The following is a 20,994-nucleotide window of genomic DNA, read 5'->3' on the forward strand; positions in this document are numbered from 1 at the left end:
CCGAGCCCCGGCGGCAGCGCGCGGCGTTCGGCGCGAGCCGAGCTGTCGCTGGTCGCCGCCGCCGGCCACGAGGTGCTGCCGCTCGTCTTGACCGCGCTGGCCCAAGACCCTGCGGCTGAGGCTCCTGCGGCTGAGGCACCTGCGGCCGACGCACCTGTGACGACGCAACCGCCTGCCGCAGAATCGCCCGCGCCGACAACCCCGACCGAGTCGCCGGCGACGGCCGACGCCCCGGCTTCGACTGATAAGGCCCCGGCCGCGCCGAGCACGGCAGCCGCCGAGCCTGGCGCGGCGTTGCCGCCTCCCCTGCCGCCGGTTTCCGGCCGGCTCGAACAGCTCAAGCGTGATTTCGCCGGCGGCTCGCAAGTCCGCGTGAAACTCATGCGGCCGGTGAGCTACACCTCATTGCTCGCCAAGGTTCACGCGGTGTTCGGCGAGAACGTGCGTGTGGCGATCCATAGCGAAAGCCCCGACTTCGTCGAAGAGAGTGCCGCCAAGTACGATCTCTGGGAACTCTTCGTGGCGCTGCCCGCCGCGGCGCTGGAAGCCAAGCTTCCGGAACTGCAAGCGGCGGTTTCCGCCGAACCGTATTTCCCGTCTTCGACCAACATCGGCGGCGCCGTCGCGGCGGGACTGCGTCAACAAGCGATCGTGGCCCTGATCGTCAGCCAGTTGTTGTTGATCCTCTACATCTGGGTGCGCTTCGATAAGGTCGTCTTCGGCCTGGCCGCGGTGATCGCCGTCATCCACGACGTTTCGATCACGCTCGGCATCGTCGGGCTGACCTATTTCCTGGCGCCCTACCTGGGCTTCTTGCTCGTCGATCCCTTCAAGATCAGCCTGACCGTGCTCTCGGCGTTTCTGACGCTGATTGGGTATTCGATCAACGACACGATCGTCGTCTTCGACCGCATTCGCGAAGTCCGCGGCAAAAGCCCGAATTTGACCGTCCAGATGCTCAACCAGAGCATCAATCAGACGCTCAGCCGTACGATCCTGACCGGGATGACGACCCTGACCGTGTTGATCATCCTGTACATCTGGGGTGGGCCCGGCATCCACGGGTTCGCCTTCGTGATGCTCATCGGCCTGATCGTCGGTACGTTCAGCTCGATCTTCGTTGCTTCGCCGATGTTGCTGTGGTTGGCCCGCGCTTGGCAGGGCGCAGCCACATCGGGCCAGACCAGCGCCTTGCCGCCGCGCCCCTCGGCGCAGCAGCGTGCCGCCGGCGCGACCTGAGCCAGCGCGCGTCGAACGATCGCAAGTTTGCGCCCGCGCGTTCGCCGCAGGCGTTGCCAGCAGGCGCCGCGCGCCGACAAGGTTTTCCCAGCCCGCAAGGTCGACCAAAAACCTTTGCGCTCGAAGCGCGAACCAACGAGCCGCTCGTGCGATAATAGACGAGAGGGTCACGCGCACTCGCCGGCAGGCGGCGCGCAAGGCTCCTTATGTCGCCGGAAGAACCGGCGCATGACTGGCCCCCTGGCAGTCGGCCATTCGTTGGGAGGTACAGGGAAGTTCCACCCCGACCGCATTCGCGCGCCAGCGCGGGATGCGGCGGCCGCTCGTGAACTTCCACCCTTTGCCCACGTACCTCCGCGGCGGTGATTGCGCGCAAGCGCACCGCCCGCTTTCGCCCCATGGCCACCTTCTTCGTCCAGCACCGCAAATGGGTCGCCCTGTGCATCCTGGCGCTGGGGGGCTGGGCGGCGGCCTTGTCATCGTTCTTCGCCAAACGGCCCGGCGCCGTCACGATCGTCGAAGAGCCGATTATCTGGCGCGACACGGCGCTGGAGCCCGCGGCCGTCTATCCACCTACGACGCCGACCCCCGGCGCGCAAGGTCCGGTCGCGCAAGTGCCGTCCGCGGCCGTCGCGGCTGCGGTGCCCGGCGATCCATTGGCAGGACCGGTCCCGCGCCCGACGGACGAAGCTCCTCCGGCGCTCGAGGCGGCGTACCCGAATCAGCAACCGCCGGCGCCCTCGCATGCGATTCCGCCGTCGGCGATGCGCACCGCCCGGTTACAGGCCCCTGCCGATTCGACCGCCGCGCCGGGAGACGCCCCCGGTACGAGGCGGCACGAGGTCCGCGATGGCGACACGCTCGAAGGTCTTGCACAGCACTACCTCGGCGACCCCTCGCGCGTGGCCGACATCATCGCGATCAACCGCGACCAATTGCCGAATCCCGACCTGCTGCCGATCGGGCTCGAGCTGCGAATTCCCCCCGCGGGCCGTCAGCCGGATCGTTCGGTGGTGCCCGCCGGCCTGGCCGACGCTGGTGCGCCGGCGGCAACGACCATGATCGCGGTGCCCGAAGGATCGCTGCGTCGCGACGTCGCCTCGGCAACGCTGGACTTCGCCCCCCTGCCCACGGCCACGGCCACGACGCCCGGCACGCGCAAACACCGCGTTCGACAGGGCGACACGCTGCGCTCGATTGCCCGCCACTACTACGGCGACGCGCAGCGCTTTGGCGAAATTTTCGCAGCGAACCAGGCTACGCTGCGCGACGCCGACCTGTTGCCCGTCGGCACGGAGCTGATCGTGCCTTGACGAGCCACCGGGCCGCGCTCGCCCATCACGGGCCGGACGCTACGGTCCCAGCGGAGTCTTGCGGGCCTTCCAGGGAATTTCCTGTTTGACCAGTCGCAGTTCGATGAATTTGACGATTTGTTCGCCAGCCTTGGGCATCTCGTCCAGCAATTGCGTGCCCTGCAGGCTCGTGTCGAACCCCTGGAAGAACAGGTCTTTGAGCTGAGCCCGTTTGTCTTGCGGTGGCTCGGGGTGATGGGTCGAAAACAGATCGTTCAAGCGCTGCGCGTCGCGGGCACTCTCGCGTTTCTCCTTGCCGACGAGGATGAACACCGACAGCTCTTTGCGCACGCGTGGATCGGCCAGGGCTTCTTGCGCTTTCAGCGATTTGAAGGCCCAGATCGGCGAGATCAGCACGAGTGCCCGCACGTCTTGCCCCTGCTTGCCGGTGGCCAGCGGCGGCCAGCTCCAATCGAGGCGCGCCCAGAGCAAGGCGACCGTGGCCCCCATTTCGCTGCCGATGACGCACAGCTTCTCGATGTTGAGCGCGCCGGCGTTGTGCTGCTCCATGAGGTATTTCTTGCAGGCCTCGAGATCCTCCCTGACCATCTGCGGAAACTGCGCTGCGGGCAGCGTGTCGGCCTCGAGCTTGCGGCTCGCGCCGACGACGTTGACGCTTTCGCCGTGGCCTCGCAAGTCGGGCGCCAGCACGGCGTGCCCCGCCTGTTGCAGCAAGAGCGCGAGCGGCTCGACGTCGTGGCGCCGGCCTTTGTAGGCGTGCAGGATGATGATCGGCACCGTGTCGCGGCCGGCGGTGCCGGCAAAATAGGTGGCCTTCAACTCGACCTTGTCAGCGGTCGTCAGTTGCAGGTCCTTCGGCGGCGGTGGAGGAGTGGCCGGATCGCCCGCCTGACCCCGAGCCGTGCAAGGGTTCGAGCAGGTCACGAGCACGACCACGCTGAGGCACCACGCTGCGCTGGCCAGGCACCGGTGCACGCCCGTCTTCGACATTGCGTTTCCCCCCGAAAAACTCGATCTCGAGCCCGCTCGCGACACTGCTTTTCATCCCGCGCGGTTCATCCTAGGTAGGGTGCCAGAGGCCGTCAAACCAGCGGCATCTTGGTTCCTTGTGAGCCTCAGGCGCGGCCGATAAAATTGTCGGTTTTCCCACCCCGCCGCCGGCACTGCGCTGTCGCGTGCGCGGGGTCATCCTGCAGCCGGCGCCGCCAGCGTGCCCTCCCGGGGGCCACCGGCACATCGAAGGAACCGCACTTTGAACGCTCAGCAGTCGACCAAGATCGCCGTGATTGGCGGCGACGGGACCGGTCCGGAAGTTGCCGCCGAAGGGCTCAAGGTCCTGGCGGCCGTCGCCAAGCTCGAAGGCTTCGCCTACGACTTGAAGCATTTCGATTTCGGCGGCGAGCGCTACCTGCGCACGCAAGAAATCCTGCCGGCCGGCGCGGTCGAAGAGCTGCGCGCCTACGACGCGATCTACCTGGGCGCGATCGGGCATCCCGACGTCGCGCCGGGGATCCTCGAAAAGGGCCTGCTGCTGGAGCTGCGTTTCCAACTCGATCAATACATCAATCTCCGGCCGGTCAAGCTGCTGCCGGGGGTCGAGACACCGCTGGCCGGCAAGGGACCCGCGGACATCGATTTCATCGTCGTCCGCGAAAACACCGAAGACATGTACGCGGGCATCGGCGGCTTTCTCAAGAAACACACGGCCGACGAGGTCGCCACGCAAGTGGCCGTCTATACCCGCAAGGGGTGCGAGCGCTGCATTCGCTGGGCCTTTGAGCTGACCCGGCGGCGCAACAATCCCAAGGGCAAGATGCTCACGCTCGTGGCCAAGACCAACGTGCTCACCTACGGACACGACCTCTGGTGGCGGACGTTCCAGGAAGTGGCCCGGGAATATCCCGACGTGAAGACCGATTACAACCACGTCGATGCGTGCTGCATGTGGATGGTGAAGAACCCCGAGTATTACGACGTGATCGTCACGACCAACATGTTCGGCGACATCATCACCGACCTGGCGGCCGTGCTGCAGGGCGGGCTGGGCGTGGCGGCGGGCGGGAACATCAACCCCGACCCGGGCGGTACGAGCATGTTCGAGCCGATGGGCGGCAGTGCGCCGAAATACACCGGCAAAAACGTGATCAACCCGATCGCGGCCATCAACGCCATGGGCATGTTGCTCGAACATACCGGTCACCAGGGTGCGGCCGACCGCGTCGCCAAGGCCGTGGCCGAAGTGACCAGCAAGAAAATGAAGAGCCAGGCCGCCGGCAAGATGGGCTATAGCACGACCGAGGTCGGCGACCTGGTCGTGGCGGCGCTCTAACTCCTCGCGAAACGCGCCCGTGTTCGACCTGCTACTAGCCGGCGGTATGCTCGTCGATGGCACCGGCCATCCGCGCCGGCGCGCCGACGTCGCCGTTGTCGGCGAGCGCATCGCCGCCGTCGGCGTGCTCGATGGCACGCCAGCCCGACGGGTGATCGATTGCCGGGGCCGCATCGTCGCGCCCGGCCTGATTGACGTCCATCATCACGACGATGGCTGGGTCCTGCGGGCGCCGCGGTTCGACTACAAGCTGCGCCAGGGCGTGACCACGCTGATCCTGGCCAGCGACGGGCTCGGCTATGCCCCGCTCCGGCGCCACACGGCCGCCGATTGGTTCACCTATTTGCGGCCGCTCAACGCGCTGCAATTGTCGGACTATCGCGGTTGGGAGACGGTGGCCGAGTACCTGGCCGAGCTGGACCGGCGCACGGTCTACAACGTCGCCATGCAGGGCCCTTACGCCAATTTCCGCGTGCTGGCCGCCGGCTGGGGCCGGGCACCGCTTGACGCCACGCAGCGGCTGCTCCTGCGGGCCGAGTACGAAACGGCGCTCGCGTCCGGCGTCGTGAGTCTCTCGACCGGGCTCGACTACATTGCCCAATGCCACGCTTCGACCGAGGAGCTGATCGATGCGGCCGCGGTCGGCGCGCCGAGCCAGGCGCCGTACGTGACGCACGTCCGCTATCAACGCGGCGTGCTGGGCGGGCTGGCCGAGGCGGTCGAGATTGCGCGCCGCGCGGCGGTCCCGTTGCACGTCTCGCACCTGAAGGGGATGAATCTCGCGCAGCGCGACGCGGTGCTCGACTACATCGATCGGGTCGCCGCGTACGAGGTCGATTTCTCGTTCGACGTCTATCCCTATCTTCCTGGCTCGTCGCTGCTGGCGGCGCAGCTGCCGTATGAGGCCTGGGACGACGGCCCCCTGGGCGTGGCGGCGCGGCTGCGCGATGCCGACCTGCGGCGCCGCTGGGTGACGCTGTACAACCGGATCGCGCACGACCAGATCCGCATCGCGCACGTGGTCACGCGCGACAACGAGCGCTTCGTCGGCCAGACGCTCGCCGAGTATGTGGCCGCCGTGGGCGGTGGCCCCGAGGCGCTCTTGGACTTGCTCGTCGAGGAAAACCTCGCCGTGACCCTCGTGTTCCGCACGGCCGAGGACGATGCCCTGATCGAACCGCTGATCGCGCATCCGCGGTTCATGTTCGGCAGCGACGGCATCTGGTTTCCCGAGGGGCAGATCCATCCTCGGGCCTGCGGTTCGGCTGCGCGGATCCTCGGTCTCATGGTTCGCCGCGGAGTGTTGACGCTCGAAGCGGCGGTGCGGCACGCCGCCGGCTGGCCGGCCGAGCGCTTTGGCCTCGTCGACCGCGGCGTCGTTCGAACCGGCGCGTACGCCGATCTGATCGTGTTCGATGCCGACTCGATCGCCGACACGGCCACCTACGCAGCGCCGCACGCCCTCGCGACCGGTGTCGATCACGTGTTCGTCAACGGCACCTCGGTCCTGGGCGCGGTCGATGCGCCCGCGGAAGCTCCCCGAGACACCGCCGGCTTGCCCGGACGCGTGCTGCGGTTTAAGCAATAGGCACCTTGAATCGTTTCCCGCCGCGGAGGGCGAAGCCATGCATCCTATGTTCGATCTTTCTGGCCGCGTGGCCCTGGTGACCGGGGGCAGCAAAGGCTTGGGTAAGGCCATGGCGCGCGGCCTGGCCGAGGCCGGAGCCGACGTCGTCATCGCCAGCCGACACGAAGGCGAGCTCAAAGCGGCGCTTGCCGAAATTACCGCGGGACTCTCGATCCGGGCAGCGTCTTTCGTCGCCGATCTGGCGCACCGCGACGCCGCCAACAAGCTGGCTTACGACGCGGCGACCAGGTTCGGGCACGTCGACATTCTGATCAACAACGCAGGTACGAACCTGCCCGAGTCGATCGACACGATCAACGACGGCGTGTGGGACAACCTGTTGGAGCTCAACCTGTCGAGCTGCATGGCCCTGTCACGGGCCGTGGCGCCGGCGATGAAGGATCGCCGCTGGGGACGGATCATCCACATCTCGTCGATCATGGGCCTGGCCAGCAAGGCCGGACGCAACGCTTACTCGGCCACGAAGTCGGCGCTGATCGGGTTGGCCAAGGCCAGCGCACTCGACTTGGGCCCGTGGAATATCACGGTCAACTGCCTCGCGCCGGGGCCGTTTCTGACCGATCTGCCCGGCAGCCTGCTGACGCCCGAGCAAAAAAAGGTGTTCGCCGATCGCACGGCCTTGGGCCGCTGGGGCGAACCGCGCGAGCTCGTCGGACCGGCGCTGCTGCTGGCGTCCGAGGCCGGCAGCTACATCACGGGGACGACGCTGGTCGTCGACGGCGGTGTGCTGGCGGGGACGTTCTAAGCGCCGACTGCACCGCGCGACGCAAGGCCCTCACTCAACTATGCACGCGCGCAATCGAATCGCCCTGCGCGATGATTTCGGCCTCGGCCGTGGCCAGCTCGTCGAGGCGGGCATGCACCTCGTCGTCCGGCGCGAACAGCTTGGCCAGCCGCACATAGGTGCTGTGATGCCTGGCCTCGGATTCGAACAGCGACCCGAAGAACTCGGATAGCTCCGGGTCGTCGAGGCCATCGCGCAGCCGAGCGAACCGCTCGCAACTGCGGGCCTCGATCAGGCCGGCGATCAACAATCGATCGACGGCGCGGCCCGGTTCGGCGCCGCGCACCAGTTCGGCCAGCCGCGCCCCGTAACTGCTGGGCCGCAGCCGGCGAAACTCGATGCCCCGGCGTTCCAGCACGTCGAGCACGAGTTTGAAGTGCTCCAGCTCCTCGCTGACGATGTCCGACAACACGCGCACCAGCTCGACGTGCTCGACATAGGCAAAAATCAGGCTCATGGCCGTGCTGGCGGCTTTCTTTTCGCAGTGGGCATGGTCGATCAACAGCTCGGGCACATTGCCCCGAACCTGGTCGAGCCAGCGATCGCTCGAGGTGCTTTGCAGGTTGAGCATGAGAGCGATCCCGCGACGGCCTGCGCGGCTAGCTCTTGGCCACGCGCTCGGAGAACTGTTGGCCGATCTTCCGCAGGAAGGTCGCCGGCATGAGCCGTTTAAAGTACCAGTAGAAACGCCCCTGCGCCGGCATCACAACGTAGAACTGCTTGCGATGCATGGCCCGCACCGCGGCCTCGGCGACGTCGTCAGCCGTGAACTTCGCACGTTTGAACTCGCGTTGGGCAAGCTGCTTCATGTTGTCGTGCCGAAAGCGGCCGTCGTTGAGCAGGTTCGTCGCGAAGAAGGCCGGACACAACACGGTCACGCCCACGTTGTACGGCATCAACTCCACGTAGAGCGTTTCGCTCAGGGCCAGCATGCCGGCCTTGGTCACGTTGTAGGCGCCCATCGAGGGGGCCGAGCCGATGGCCGCCAGCGAGGCCGTGTTGATGATGTGCGCCCCGGCCGGGTTCGCCTTGAGCCAGTCGACAAACGTGTGGCAGCCGTAAATCCCGTTCCAGAGATTCACGTTCATGATCCAGTGCCAGTCGTCGAGCGAATAGTCGCCCACGTCGCCCGCGCCGGCCACGCCCGCGTTGTTCACCAGTAAATCGAGCTGCTGCCAGTCGGCCCGCAGCCGCCGGCTGAGCTCTTGCCACTGCACGATCTGCGTCACGTCGAGATGCTCGACGCGGGCCTGACCGCCTGCCTGTTCGACCAATCGGGCAGTTTCCTGGCTGGCCGCGTCGTTGACGTCGCAAACGGCGATCCGCCAGCCCTCGCGCGCCAGGCGCACGGCCAGCGCGCGTCCCAGGCCGCTCGCCGCACCGGTAATGATCGCGTTTTTCACGGGATTCCTTGCGTTAGGGCGCAGGCAACGAGCGGGCCGATTTTCGGCCGGCTCCGATCCCGAACGGCTAGTTCGTGGCGGCCGGCTCGGGCTGCGGCACGAGATGTTTTTCCAGCCAATCGGTGGCCACGCGTACTTCCTCGTGGATCGTGGGCCAGGGGTGCCCGCCCCCCTTCTTGATGATCAATTGGCTCTCGACGCCAGCGGCTTGCAGCGCCTCGAGCATGATCTTCGATTGCACTAACGGAACCACGAAGTCGGCGTCGCCGTGGATCAGCAGAATCGGTGGTGTGGCGCTGGTCACTTGCCGGGCGGGGGAGATCTTGACGACCTGCTCAGCGATCTCTTCAGCCGACTTGCCCGCGCCGCCTTCGGCAAAGAGCAGCTTCATCAGCATTTTGCCGATCCGGCTCTCGGGATCGATCTGCTGTTCCTTGCCGGCCCAGCGGCCGAAATCGGTCGGCGGAAAGAACGCAACCGCTGCGGCCACGCGCGTGCTGTAGTGTTTCTCGTCCTGGGCATTGGCGTCGCCGTCCTCGGCGGTGGTCGCGGTGAGGCAGGTCAGGTGTCCACCGGCCGAAGCTCCACAAAGCCCCAGCCGCTCGGGATCGATCTTGAACTCCTCGTGACGCTGCTTGATCCAGCGAATCGCAGTCTTGATGTGGGCGACCATCTCGGGCACCGAGAATTTGGTCTGCGAACCCGGCCGCACGGCAAACACCGTGAAGCCACGGCCGCACATGATGTCGTACATCTGCGCCGTCTTGTGGTCGCTGATCTTGCCGCGGTCGCTGTGCCAGGCACCGCTGGCAATGTCGACGATGCCGATCCCATTGGCCGGGCCGGTCGGCGTGAAGATGTCCATCACCAGCGCCACGCCGTCGGTTTCGCCAAAGACGACGTCTTCGCGCTGCGTGTAGGGTCGTGGTTCGTTGTCGGCGGCACGCGCCCAGGTCAGCGGGGCGAGCAAAAACAACGCAGCCAGCGCACCCCGTGGGCACCAACGAGAACGAATCATCGCCAACTCTCCCTTTCGTGGAATTGTCCCGCGACTGCCGGCGTTACTCCGCCGTCAGCCAGCGGACCATCGTCTTGGTCACCTGCTCGGCCGCGTCTTGTTGCACGAAATGCCCGGCCTCGGGAATGGTGACCAGCGTCAGGGGCCCGTCGATCCATTTCCAAGTGTCATTCAGCGCGCCAGGCAACAGCGCCACGTCTTTCAGGCCATGAATCACCAGCACGGGGCCCTTGACCTGCGGAAAATCGCGGTTGTCTTCGTACGGCTCGCGCGGGTAGTTGGCCTTGTAGTAGTTCAACATCCCCTCGACGCTTGATCGGTTGAAGGCCTCGACATACTTCTTGCGCGCGGCGGGGTCCTTGACCCAGAAGGCCAGCATGCCCGGCATTGGGATCTTCTTCGCAGCGTCTTCCTTCTGGAAGTCGCGCGCGTACTGGCTGGCTTTCTGCTGATCGGGGTTGTTGGCCAGCTCGCGCATCAGGCCCTTGGGGTGCGGCAGGTTCAAGATCACCAGGCGATCGAGCATCTCGGGCTTGGTCATGGCAAAGGTCCAAGCGACCATGCCGCCCCAGTCGTGACCGACGATCACGGCCTTGTCTTTGCCCAGGTGCTTGATCACCGCAGCGATATCGCCGACGAGTTTCTCGACGGTGTAGTTCTCGACGCCTTCAGGCTTGTCGCTCAGGTTGAAGCCGCGCTGATCGACGGCCACGACCTGAAAGTGCTCGGCCAGCGCCGGGATCTGCTCGCGCCAGGTGTACCAGTAGTCGGGGAAGCCGTGAATCAGCACGACCAGCGGGCCCTCGCCCTTGGTCACGTAGTGAATCTTCACGCCGTCCGAGTCGGCATAGCCGTCCTCGCCCAGCGATTCTTCGGCCCGGGTCGCGGTCACTGCCAGTGACAGCACGAGGGCCCCCGCCAACCAGCCGCGGCAACTGCGCATCGCTCAATCTCCCAGGGAAGCTAAGTCGTGGAAGCAGACTAATAGGCCCTTGGCGAGGCGTCAACGAAGGCGCGGGGGACAATTCCCAGAGATGACTGCTGAGTCCCGTTTACGGGCCGAATCGACAATGCACGTTGGCGAGAGTGTATCATCGGGGGTCAGCGACCAGGCCGCCGGCCGGACGCTTGCCCATTGGCCCGATCGATCCACCTCCGAGGTGTCCCCTGTGAGCGTGTTCCCTTTGCGTCGACGTCGTTGGCCGATCTCTGCTCCGGCGCTGGTGGTCTGCGCCGTGATCCTGTTGCTCTGCGGATCGTTGGCCGAAATGACGCTCGTGGCCGGGGAAGGCGACGAGCCGTCGGCCGGTGAATCGCCCCAACCGAAGGCCGAGGCGGTCGCCGCGGGCGATGTGCCGCCCCTGGTGGCCCCGAAGAACTGGCCGAAGGACGTGCCGCTCCCCCAGGAGAACACCAACTGTGTGCGCTGCCACCTCACGGCCGGCCGCGAATTGACCGCAGCCGTCAAGGACTTCGCTCACAGCGTCCACGATCTGAACGCGATGTCGTGCGCCGATTGCCACGGTGGCCGCACCGACGACGACGTCCACGCCCATAGCGAAGAAGACGGCTTTATCGGCACCAAGCTGAGCGCGCACCTGGCCAAGTGCATCGAGTGCCACACCGAACAGGCCGAGTTGCTCGACGCAGGCCCCCACCACTGGAATTGGTCCGAGCGGATCAACACCGAATACCCCATGTGCGTTGATTGCCACGGCAATCACGACGTGGCCAATCCGCCGGCCGACTTCAAGCTGGCCGACGTGTGTCTCGATTGTCACAACGACATGGCCAAGGAGCAGCCCGCCTGGATGGCGGTCGTCGAGCACAACGACCGGCTCTGGGCATCGCTGGTCCAGGTGCGCCAACGCAACATCGGCCACACGGACGTCGTGCCCAAGGGCTTGGCGAAGGAAGTCGACGCCGTGCGCCAGGAGTCGATGCGGCTGGTCCACGGCGTCGGCGCATTGACCCCCGCGGCGGCCAAGTCGCACAACGAAAAGTCGGCCGCGTTGCAGAAAAAGCTGGACGAATGGCTCGAACAGAACCGATGATGGGGCGAACTCCGGGCGGCGCCCGGTCTGGGGCCACTTCCCGCGCCGCAAGCAAACATCGAATCAACGCATTCCGTTAGACCCTGCAGGCGAGGTTTTTTCCATGTCGCACCACCTTCACCGTGCTCACGCGTCGAAGTCCGTGTCGCCCAAACCCTGCCATCGCCGCCAGTTCTTGCGCACCGCCGGCGTTGCTGGCGCGGGCGCCGCGGCCCTGACGATGGCCCGCCCCACCTGGCAGGACCAGCTGCACGCGGCTGAAGAGGCGCCCAAGGCCGACGTGGGTTTGGCCCGCGGCGACAACATGGAAGACGCCGTGCGCAAGGCGGTCGAGCTCTCCGGCGGGCTCGATTTCATCCAGCCCGAGCAGACCGTGCTGATCAAGCCAAACTGCACGGGCGCCGCCCCGAATCCCACGACCACCAGCCCGGAGGTCGTCTATGCGGTGATCAAGCTGGTCGCCGAGCGCGGGCCGAAGCGAATCCTGGTGTCGGACCGTTGTTTCTCGCCGATCTTCAAGCCGACGACGCCCAAGACGGTCGACGTGATGAAGAAAGTCGGCCATATCGAGGCCATCAACCAGGCCATCTCCGACGTGAAAGCGCCGGTCGTGGCCGTGGGCCTGGAAGACGCGGCGGCCGAGTTCGAGTTGCTCGGTCTGCCGAAAGACACCGAACATTGGGTCCATCTCAAGCCCGAGAAGGCCGAGCACTGGCCCAACGGGTTCCAGCAGGCCAAGCTGTTGTTCGCCGTCGATCACGTGATCAACGTGCCGGTGATCAAGACGCATTTCCAGGCCTGGTTCACGATGGCGCTGAAGGCCTTCGTGGGCATGAGCAGCCACGACACGCGGCGCGAATTCCACAACTCGTTCTCGGGCGACAACGACCTGTTCAACCAGAAGCGCTCGGGCAGCCGGCGTCGCCGCGGCGCCGACGGCCGCAAGCTCGACGTCGAGGAAGTCACCCCGTTGGTGAATCGGATTGCCGAATTGAACCTGGGACTGAAGCCGGCTCTGAACATCCTCGATGGGACCCGCAGCTTCGTGTTCGGCGGTCCTTCGCAAGGCGACACGGCCGATCCGAAGCTGATCGTTGCCAGCCGCGACCGGATTGCCGCCGACGCTACGGGCGTGGCCGTGCTCAAGTGGCTAGGCACCGAGCCGCGCTTGCAGCGCTATTCGGTCTGGGAAAACCCGTTCCTCATGCACGCCATGAAAATCGGCATCGGCATCCAAGGCCGCGATCAGCTCAATCTCAAGCACACCGGCATCGACGAAGCAGACCTGAAGCTGATCGAAGAAGGCCTGGCGTAAATACGGCAAGCCGCCACCCTGCCCCGCGCACCTGCCCTGCCCCGCAAACCTGCGCGGGGCTCCATGTAAGCGCGCCGGGGGCGCGGGCGGCAAGCTGCCGCATTCCCCGGTTCGGCGCCCCACATCCGCCGCGAACGGCGCCGCGTCTATGGCTGTTCGACCGGCGGATTCGTGTCCGCATCGGTCGCGGGGAATTCCGCCGGTTCGTAGTAGGGCCGATCGCCAAGCGCGCGGAACTTGGCCAGCCACTTGGTTAGCGCTTCGCTGCCGTGGAACGACCAGTCCTGCCGATGGTAGTTCCAATTGTCGGGATTCAGTTCCTGCGCCACTTTCCAATGTGCCCGAGCGCGCGGGTTGTCGCCCTGGGCCTGGAACCACGTCCCCAAGCGGAACTCGCAGTCGGCCTGCCGCAAGCGCAGCGGTCGCGCCGCCAGTTTGCGCTCGAGCAATTTGGCCGGCGCCACGAAGCGGCTGTTCGCACCGTGCTTGACCCAATCGCGCAGACCCGCGACATAGCGATCGTCGCCGATCACCTGCCCCAAGACCTTCATCTGCTTCGAATAGGCGACCTCGGGCGGGCGAACGATGTGCCCCTGCTCGTCGATCCACACGCCGGTCGGCACATTGACCATCTGAAACGCCGTGCTCACCACATGGTCGACGTCGATCAGCGTGGTGAATGTCGCCTTGGCGCTATCGTAGAACTTACCGCAGGCCTGCTCGCCGCCGGTGTCCTGCGCAGCGGCGATGATCTCGAAGTTCTGAGACTTCAACTCGTCGTAGACTGCTTGCCACCCGGGCAAGTCGAGGCGGCACCCTCACCACGAGGCCCAGGTGATGACCAGCACCTTCTTGCCGCGGAATTGCGACAGGCGAACGATGTTGCCCTGGCGGTCGGGCACGGCAAAATCGGGGGCCACGCCCGAGGCGAGGCCTTGCCCACGGCCGACTTGCGCTTCGCCCAGGCACCAGACGCCCGATTCGACGTCCGTCGCGACGGCCAGATCGAGCAACTCGGCGGCGGCCGTCAGATCGACCTGCGTCTGCTCGCCGGCCGCGCGCGAGAGCGGCTCGCGCCGGGGCAACGGCACGCAAAGCTCCGCACGGCAGAGGCCCTCGGGCTTGAGCGTGAACCCCGTGGCGCGCGCGAATTCGTCAGCCGTCAGCCAGAGGTGAAACTGATCGTCGATCGTCGCACCGGCACATTCGATCAGCGGCCGTGCGAGTGTCGGGTCGCCGACGAGCACCTTGATCGGCGCTTCGTCGGCCGCGGCGCGGCTCGCTTCGGCGAGCAGCACCAGCGCCAAAAGCGCGCCATACCTTGACCATCGCCTGAGTGCCGGCATCGTGGGTGCTCCGTCGCGGGATGGGGACTTGCTGCTGCCCAACGGTACCTACGTTAAGCCTTGCTTGCGCCGGCGGCAAATTTTTGGGCTCGGCGTGGAGCCGACGCAGCTTGGAGCGATCGCCGGGAGCCTGTCGATAGTACAGCGGGGACGCCCGCAAAACGTCCCGACAGGACCCATGAAACTGCAAACTCACGCAAGCCAGGGCAACCTTGCGGCCTGCTCATCGCGCGCGCCGGGATGGCAGTGCTGCGCGCGGGCCGTTTTCGCGCTGGTGCTGCTGGCGCTGCCTCCGCAGGCACTGCACGCCGACGGCCTTCGCATTCTCGAAGACGATCGGGCCGCGCTGCAGGCCCGGATCGACGTGGTGGCGCGCGCCCAGACCCGGATTGACCTGGCCTACTTCTGCATCGGCGACGACGACCTGGCCGTGGGCCTGCTGGCCCTGTTGCGCGACGCGGCACAGCGCGGCGTGCGCGTGCGTGTGCTCGTTGATGCGATGCATAATGAAATCCCCGCCGGGGTCCAGGCCGAATTGGTGCGCAGCGGCGTCGAAGTGCGCAATTACCACCCCGCGCGGCTCGATCGCCCTGACTGGATCACTACGCGGCTGCACGACAAAGTCTGGCTGATCGACGCGCGCGAGTTGATCACAGGCGGCCGCAATCTCGAGGCGCGGTATTTCGGTTACGAGGAGTTCAACTTCCGCGATCGCGACGTCTATGTGACCGGCCGTGGCGCCGCCGCGGCCGGCGAATACTTCGACGCCATCTGGCGCCACGACGCCGTGGTGCCGTTCACCCCGCCGCAGCCGTCGCGCTCCGATCCCAACGAGCGCGTCTATGGCGGCGTGCGTAATAACCACACAGCCACGAAGCAGCGCGCCGCCGCCGAGCGCCAATTGGCCGACGCCAAGGCGGCGCTCGTCACGCGCTACGGCCTGCAAGTGCCTGTCGGCCCCGACTGGTCGCGCGAAGTGTTGCCCGTGACGGCGATTCGCTTTCTTTACGATCCTCCCGGTGAAAAGGCCAACGGCGCGGGCATCACGCACGATCTCGAGGCCCTGATTCGCAACGCCGCGCAATCGATCGAAATTGAGACCCCTTACCTCGTCTTGTCCGAACGGTTCAGCGCGGCGTTAGCCGCGGCCCGGACGCGTGGCGTGCAGGTGCGGATCGCCACGAACTCGCTCGGCTCGACGAACAGCGTGATTGCACAGGCCGCCTATACGTCGCAACGCGAGGCCATGCTGGGATTGGGCATCGAGCTGTGGGAATACCACGGCCCCCGCTGCCTGCATTCCAAGTCGTTCGTCATCGACAGCCGCCAGGCAGTCATCGGCTCGTTCAATCTCGATCCGCGCAGCGAACTGCGCGACACGCAAGTCGCCGTGCTGATCGATGACCCACGCGTGGCCCTACAGCTGGCCGCGCTGCATGCCGGCAATCGCCAGAGCGCGGCACGTTATGCCCCGGGCAGCACGCAGCAGCCTGCATCGGCCGCGAAGGCCAGTTTGCAGCGCAAGGCGTTCTTCGGCGTCTCGCGGCTGTTGTGGCCGCTCGTGAAAGACGAGCTGTAACGGCCAGCGGGCGAATCAGCCCTTCAAGTCCATCTTCAACGCCTTGTCGGAGATGTCCTTGCGGCACCAGGCGCCGTCCCAGCGAATCTGCTTGACGGCCGTGTAGGCCTGCAATTTCGCGGCGGCCACCGTATTGCCCAGCGCCGTCACGCCCAGCACGCGGCCACCGTCGGTCACGACCTGCCCGGCCTGCATGGCCGTACCGCTGTGAAAGACTTTGACGTCGGGCACGAGCGCGGCTTCTTCCAATCCGCGAATCACTCGCCCGCGCTCGTAGCGGCCGGGGTATCCTTCGGCCGCCATCACGACGCACACCGCGGGCCGGGGGTCCCATTCCAGCGGGCCAACCTCGTCGAGCCGCCCGTCGACCGTCGCTTCGCACAGCGTCAGCAGATCGCTCTTCAAGCGCATCATCAGCGGCTGACACTCCGGATCGCCAAACCGCACGTTGTATTCGAGCACCTTGGGTCCCTGGTGCGTGACCATCAGGCCGGCATACAGCACGCCGCGGAACGGCCGCCGGGCGCGCTTCATCGCGTGCACGGTCGGCACCAGCACCTGCTCCTCGATCAACTGCAAGCGCTGCGCATCGACCAGCGGCGTGGGACTATAGGCGCCCATCCCGCCCGTGTTGGGGCCCGTGTCGCCGTCCTGGGCGCGCTTGTGATCTTGCGCCGGGGCGAGCGTCAGGATCGTTCGGCCGTCGGTGATGGCCAGCACGCTCGCTTCCTCGCCATCGAGCCGCTCCTCGATGAGCAATTGATTTCCGGCGGCGCCGAATTCCTTCTCGCGGCCGATGCGCCGCACGGCTTCGAGTGCTTCGTTGCGGCCGCTGCAGACAATCACGCCCTTGCCCGCCGCCAGCCCGTCGGCCTTGACGACGACCGGCACGTCCTCGCGATCGCGCAAGAACGTGGCGGCGCTTTCGGCGTCGCGAAACACGCGGTATTCGCCCGTCGGCACGTCGGCGTGCCGCAGCAGGTTCTTGCAGAAGACCTTGCTGCCTTCGAGTTCGGCCGCCAGCTTCGAGGGGCCAAACACTTTCAGCCCGGCCGCCACAAAAGCGTCGACAATGCCTTCGACCAGGGGCTGCTCGGGCCCCACGACCGTGAGCCCGACCTTGTTTTCCTTGGCGAACTTGATCAGCCGCGGAAAGTCGTTGGACGGCAGATCGACGTTTTCGGCGTCCTGCGCGGTGCCCGCGTTCCCCGGCGCCACGAAGACCCGTTCGGCCCGGGGGCTCTGGCCGATTTTCCAGGCCAGCGCATGCTCGCGTCCGCCGTTACCGATAATCAAGACGTTCATGGCTGTCCTGGCCGAGGCGAGAAAGGGTCGGCAGACTGTTGCAGCGATCGCAACGCCGCCGTGGCAGACCGTGATTCTAGGAAAGCACCCCCGCAAAAACGAGGGCCTCGCGGTCGCAGCGCGGCCCCCTAGGGCGCCAGTCCCACGGCCGCACGCAACCCGGCCAGCGCTTGGAGATAAGTCTCCAGCGGTAGCCCGTCGACCGTGGCCTGCGCTTCGCACGTCACGCCGTCCACGGCACCGGTGCGGCGGACGATCGTTTCGATCAGCGCGCGCTGCGCGTCGAGATCGCGCTCGGCGAGGGTCGCGGCGCGCCCCAGTTCGGCCGCGAGCCCGACGGCCAGTGCGTAGCCCCCCCAATCGCTCACGCCGCAAACAAGCGTCGCATCGGTCGGCACGCGACAGACCACCTGCCCCGAGGGGCCACGGTCGATGGCTGCGCGCAGTGTCTCCCAAGGAATCGTGCCCGAGCCGAGTTCGTTGCCACCGTCGATCGCCGCGATGGTTCTGGTGGCCGGTGAGTGTCCGGCCGCGCACTCAAACAAGCGGTGGGTCTTGGCCGTGTAGCCGTGAATCGAACGGCCGCGAATGTTGTGGCAGAGGTCGCGATGCTCGACCGGCTCTTCGGCCGCGAACTGTTCTTCGGGCACGGCGCCTTCGCGCGGCTGGCGGCGTATCGAGTCGAGCGTATGACTCGGACCGGGGCGCTCGATGGCGACCAGATGCGTCCACGGCTCGGGCACCGCGTAGAAGCTCTCGACCCAGGCGTCGGTGACCGCGAAGCTGTCGGCCGCGTTCGACGCGCGGGCGTGCGCCTCCGGTCCGCCCGCCTCGAAGGGGAATTCACGCAGCGTTTCGTCCGGCAGCCCCAGCCAGGCGGCGCCGGCCGCCAGCAGCGGCATGCCATAGGCATCGCTCACCAGGGCGACGTCGTAGCCCAGATCGCGGGCGACCGCGGCCAGGTAGAGCGCGCCGGGCGGACCGTCGGTCTCGGCCACCGGTGGGTCGTGCTCGACCACGCAGAATCCGGTCACAATGGCCAATCGCCTGCCGACGGCGAGACTCTCCACGGCGCGTCGCAGATGTCCGCGGCAAAGCGGCTCCCCCTGGTGGCGAAAACTGGCCAGGCCACGGCGAGCCGGATCGCGGATCAACAACTGCTCGCAACGGGCCCAAAAACGCTCGTCGGCCTGGCTCACGGGAAACCGCCGCATCGATCAAAACAAAAGGTTGCCGGCAAACAAGATAACTCGCCCTGCAGCGTGTCGCTCGGCGAATTCGGCGGGCGGATGTTCGACGGGCTGCGCGACGGCTATACTGCTTTGCAAACCCACCTACCGGCCCCCCCGCACAGCGTGTGGATTTGCGGGGAGCAGCCCGGCCCCTGGCCGCCGGCGGCGGCCCCTCGATGGCCCTCCCGGCACGCACGGGACTCACGATTTCCAGGAGGCATTTCCGCGATGGTTCACCGTATTTCGACGGCAGCAGCCGTGTTGACCGCCGTCTGGTTGGGGCTCGTCGCGCCGGCGGCCGCCCAATGGGGTGATTTGACCGGCCGCATCGTGCTCGATGGCCCGGCTCCCGAGCCCAAGCCGATCAACGTCAGCGTCGACATGGAAATGTGCTTGCGCGACAACAACAAGCTGGTCGACGAAGCGCTGATGGTCGGTCCCGAGGGCGGGATCGCGAACGTGCTGGTCTATGTGCGAACCAAGGACGTGAAGATCAATCCGGAGCTGACCGCGAGTCCCGCGCAGCCGCCGGAGATGGACAACGACTTCTGCCGCTTCGTGCCGCGCGTCGTGGGAGTGATGATCAAGCAGCCCATCGTGATCAAGAACTCTGACCCGAAGCCGCACAACGTCAACATCCAACCGCTAGGCGACGCGGCAGCGAGCATCAATCCGCTGCTGTCCCCGAACCAGGAAATCCAACACAAGTTCAACCGGTCGCAGAACATTCCCGTACCCGTCGCGTGCAACATTCATCCCTGGATGAAGGGCTACATCCTCCCGCGCGACAATCCCTACTTCGCCGTGACCGGTGCCGATGGTTCGTTCAAGATCGAAAAACTGCCCACGGGCACCGAATTGGAGTTCCAGTTCTGGCACGAGAACCGGGGCTTTCTCGACACGCCGAAGTGGCCCAAGGGCAAGCTCAAGCTGACGCTGTCGAAGCCCGTCACCGACCTGGGCACCGAGAAGCTTCCGCTCAAGTTGATCGAGCCGAAGAAATAACGCGATGCGCCGTGCACTGCATTCGCTGCTCGCCGCGCTGACCATCGCGTCGTCGCTGGCGGGCTGCCAACAAGCTGCGACGACGGGGGACCCGCTCCCCAACCCGGACGAGGTGCGTAAACTACGCGGCGAAGCGCCGGCGCCGCGCGAGGCGAGCCCAGCCGCAGCGGCGGCGGAAGAATCCAGCGCTGCCGAAGAGTGAACCCGTGGCTGAGCGTGCTGTTTCCATGTTCGCGTCGTCGCGAGTTGTAAATCGCCTGATCTTGGCCGGACTGCTGCTCGTCGCGGTGGGTTGCACGGCGGAGCCGCCCGCACAGTTTCGCCTGAACCGCGAGGGCCAGGATCGCAGCGACACCGAGACCTATACTCCCGCCAAGCTGCAGCACGTGGTGGATTGCCTGACGGCGCTGTTCGGCACGCCGGACGAGCCGTTCGCGTTCGAGGAAACGGCCCTCGACATGGCCAAAGTCCGCCGCGCCGCGGGCCCGGACCGCCGCGAACCGGACGGCCGCTTTGGTGGACTGTTCCGGCGACACTGTTCGCATTGTCACGGCATTACCGGCGACGGGTTCGGCGAAAGTGCACGCCTGCTGAACCCCTACCCGCGCGATTTCCGCCGGGGTGTGTTCAAGTACACCTCGACCTTGGCCGGCCAGAAGCCGACCGATCAGGATCTGCTGGCCGTGCTCTCGGCGGGCATCCCGGGCACGGGAATGCCCTCGTTCGGCACTCTGCCGACCGCAGACCTCGAGGCGCTCGTCGAGTACGTCAAGTTTTTGGCGCTGCGCGGCGAATGCGAAATCCTGATCCAGGACTACGTATTCACCCAGGACGAAACGCTCGATCACGACCTGCTGGTCGACGAGGTCCTGGTGCCGATGGCAGACGGTTGGCAGGCCGCGCGCGACGAGGCCAATTGGATCGTGCCGACCGAGCCGCAGCCCAGCGACACCAGCGCCTCGATTGCCGCAGGCCGCGAGTTGTTTCGCAGCGAGTCGGTCGGCTGCACCAAGTGCCACGGGCCGCAAGGTCGCGGCGACACGCCACAGAAGAACTACGACATCTGGAACGACGCCAAGAAGGACCTTTCACCACAGCACATCGCCGAACGATTCAATCTGCCGCTTCAGGAAATCCGTCCGCGCAACTTGCAGCAGGCCGTCTACCACGGCGGCGGCTCGCCGATCGATCTGTATCGCCGGATCTACGCGGGTATCAAGGGCACGCCGATGCCCGCGCTGGGGCCGTCGCCCGGCACCGATCTGTCGAGCCTGCCGCCGGACAGCAAACTGCTCACGCCGACGCAGATCTGGAACCTGGTTGACTTCGTCTTGTCGCTACCTCAGGAAACGACGGTCGCGACTGCCGCGCCCTAAGCGATGGACTGTAAAGCGTTGCGCTGGCATTTCGCTTTGAAGCGAGCA

At 66.2% G+C, this 20,994-nt stretch carries 20 protein-coding genes; 11 read left to right on the plus strand and 9 right to left on the minus strand.

Features of this window, described 5'->3' with window-relative positions:
• The coding region (gene secF, locus K1X74_18885; protein MBX7168409.1) for a protein translocase subunit SecF at positions 1–1,239 on the plus strand (1,239 nt) is incomplete at its 5' end.
• Positions 1,240–1,637: 398 nt separating this feature from the next.
• Positions 1,638–2,552 carry a LysM peptidoglycan-binding domain-containing protein gene (locus tag K1X74_18890; GenBank protein ID MBX7168410.1) on the plus strand — a complete coding sequence of 305 codons (915 nt, stop codon included), beginning with the start codon at positions 1,638–1,640 and terminating at the stop codon, positions 2,550–2,552.
• Between the two features lie 39 nt (positions 2,553–2,591).
• Here the strand turns inward: K1X74_18890 and K1X74_18895 are convergent, their stop codons facing one another.
• The gene (locus tag K1X74_18895) at positions 2,592–3,542 is read right to left on the minus strand and encodes an alpha/beta hydrolase (protein MBX7168411.1); all 951 of its coding nucleotides are present in this window, start codon (positions 3,540–3,542) and stop codon (positions 2,592–2,594) included.
• Positions 3,543–3,804: 262 nt separating this feature from the next.
• On the opposite strand from K1X74_18895, the gene K1X74_18900 reads away from it, so the two are divergent.
• From K1X74_18900 to K1X74_18910, 3 genes are read left to right on the plus strand one after another with little or no spacing between them, the layout of a single operon-like run.
• Positions 3,805–4,881: a 3-isopropylmalate dehydrogenase gene (locus tag K1X74_18900; protein ID MBX7168412.1), complete on the plus strand. Its 1,077-nt coding sequence runs from the start codon at positions 3,805–3,807 to the stop codon at positions 4,879–4,881.
• A gap of 19 nt (positions 4,882–4,900) precedes the next feature.
• On the plus strand, positions 4,901–6,469 hold the full coding sequence (locus tag K1X74_18905) for an amidohydrolase family protein (protein MBX7168413.1): 1,569 nt from the start codon (positions 4,901–4,903) through the stop codon (positions 6,467–6,469).
• 37 nt (positions 6,470–6,506) lie between these two features.
• Entirely contained in the window at positions 6,507–7,274 is a 768-nt protein-coding gene (locus tag K1X74_18910) for an SDR family oxidoreductase (GenBank protein MBX7168414.1), read from the plus strand.
• A 34-nt stretch (positions 7,275–7,308) separates the two neighbouring features.
• On the opposite strand, the gene K1X74_18915 is transcribed toward K1X74_18910, so the two are convergent.
• The 4 genes from K1X74_18915 to K1X74_18930 form a co-directional block, all read right to left on the minus strand.
• Entirely contained in the window at positions 7,309–7,884 is a 576-nt protein-coding gene (locus tag K1X74_18915) for a tRNA-(ms[2]io[6]A)-hydroxylase (protein MBX7168415.1), read from the minus strand.
• A gap of 28 nt (positions 7,885–7,912) precedes the next feature.
• Entirely contained in the window at positions 7,913–8,716 is an 804-nt protein-coding gene (locus K1X74_18920; GenBank protein ID MBX7168416.1) for an SDR family NAD(P)-dependent oxidoreductase, read from the minus strand.
• 67 nt (positions 8,717–8,783) lie between these two features.
• Positions 8,784–9,734 (minus strand): alpha/beta hydrolase, encoded by a 951-nt coding sequence (locus K1X74_18925; GenBank protein MBX7168417.1) that lies wholly within the window; start codon positions 9,732–9,734, stop codon positions 8,784–8,786.
• A gap of 43 nt (positions 9,735–9,777) precedes the next feature.
• The gene (locus tag K1X74_18930; GenBank protein ID MBX7168418.1) at positions 9,778–10,677 is read right to left on the minus strand and encodes an alpha/beta hydrolase; all 900 of its coding nucleotides are present in this window, start codon (positions 10,675–10,677) and stop codon (positions 9,778–9,780) included.
• A 226-nt stretch (positions 10,678–10,903) separates the two neighbouring features.
• Between K1X74_18930 and K1X74_18935 the strand changes: the two genes are divergently transcribed.
• Together K1X74_18935 and K1X74_18940 are read left to right on the plus strand one after the other, a co-directional pair.
• Entirely contained in the window at positions 10,904–11,788 is an 885-nt protein-coding gene (locus tag K1X74_18935) for a cytochrome c3 family protein (GenBank protein MBX7168419.1), read from the plus strand.
• A gap of 142 nt (positions 11,789–11,930) precedes the next feature.
• Positions 11,931–13,103: a DUF362 domain-containing protein gene (locus K1X74_18940; protein ID MBX7168420.1), complete on the plus strand. Its 1,173-nt coding sequence runs from the start codon at positions 11,931–11,933 to the stop codon at positions 13,101–13,103.
• 146 nt (positions 13,104–13,249) lie between these two features.
• On the opposite strand, the gene K1X74_18945 is transcribed toward K1X74_18940, so the two are convergent.
• Positions 13,250–13,906 carry a redoxin domain-containing protein gene (locus tag K1X74_18945; protein MBX7168421.1) on the minus strand — a complete coding sequence of 219 codons (657 nt, stop codon included), beginning with the start codon at positions 13,904–13,906 and terminating at the stop codon, positions 13,250–13,252.
• A gap of 15 nt (positions 13,907–13,921) precedes the next feature.
• On the minus strand, positions 13,922–14,449 hold the full coding sequence (locus K1X74_18950; protein MBX7168422.1) for a hypothetical protein: 528 nt from the start codon (positions 14,447–14,449) through the stop codon (positions 13,922–13,924).
• A gap of 178 nt (positions 14,450–14,627) precedes the next feature.
• On the opposite strand from K1X74_18950, the gene K1X74_18955 reads away from it, so the two are divergent.
• Positions 14,628–16,028, plus strand: coding sequence for a phosphatidylserine/phosphatidylglycerophosphate/cardiolipin synthase family protein (locus tag K1X74_18955; protein MBX7168423.1), 1,401 nt, complete (start codon positions 14,628–14,630; stop codon positions 16,026–16,028).
• Positions 16,029–16,043: 15 nt separating this feature from the next.
• Here K1X74_18955 and purD read toward each other — a convergent pair whose 3' ends face one another.
• Together purD and K1X74_18965 are read right to left on the minus strand one after the other, a co-directional pair.
• Positions 16,044–17,333: a phosphoribosylamine--glycine ligase gene (purD, locus tag K1X74_18960; GenBank protein ID MBX7168424.1), complete on the minus strand. Its 1,290-nt coding sequence runs from the start codon at positions 17,331–17,333 to the stop codon at positions 16,044–16,046.
• 128 nt (positions 17,334–17,461) lie between these two features.
• A complete protein-coding gene (locus tag K1X74_18965) occupies positions 17,462–18,547 on the minus strand; it encodes a DUF4392 domain-containing protein (GenBank protein MBX7168425.1) in 1,086 nt (361 codons plus the stop codon).
• A gap of 246 nt (positions 18,548–18,793) precedes the next feature.
• Here K1X74_18965 and K1X74_18970 point away from each other — a divergent pair, with 246 nt between their 5' ends.
• From K1X74_18970 to K1X74_18980, 3 genes are read left to right on the plus strand one after another with little or no spacing between them, the layout of a single operon-like run.
• Entirely contained in the window at positions 18,794–19,570 is a 777-nt protein-coding gene (locus K1X74_18970; GenBank protein ID MBX7168426.1) for a hypothetical protein, read from the plus strand.
• A 4-nt stretch (positions 19,571–19,574) separates the two neighbouring features.
• Positions 19,575–19,772 (plus strand): hypothetical protein, encoded by a 198-nt coding sequence (locus K1X74_18975; GenBank protein ID MBX7168427.1) that lies wholly within the window; start codon positions 19,575–19,577, stop codon positions 19,770–19,772.
• A 25-nt stretch (positions 19,773–19,797) separates the two neighbouring features.
• The gene (locus K1X74_18980; protein MBX7168428.1) at positions 19,798–20,946 is read left to right on the plus strand and encodes a cytochrome c; all 1,149 of its coding nucleotides are present in this window, start codon (positions 19,798–19,800) and stop codon (positions 20,944–20,946) included.
• The last annotated feature ends 48 nt before the right edge of the window (positions 20,947–20,994 follow it).

Source organism: Pirellulales bacterium (assembly GCA_019694435.1).
GTDB lineage: Bacteria > Planctomycetota > Planctomycetia > Pirellulales > JAEUIK01 > JAIBBZ01.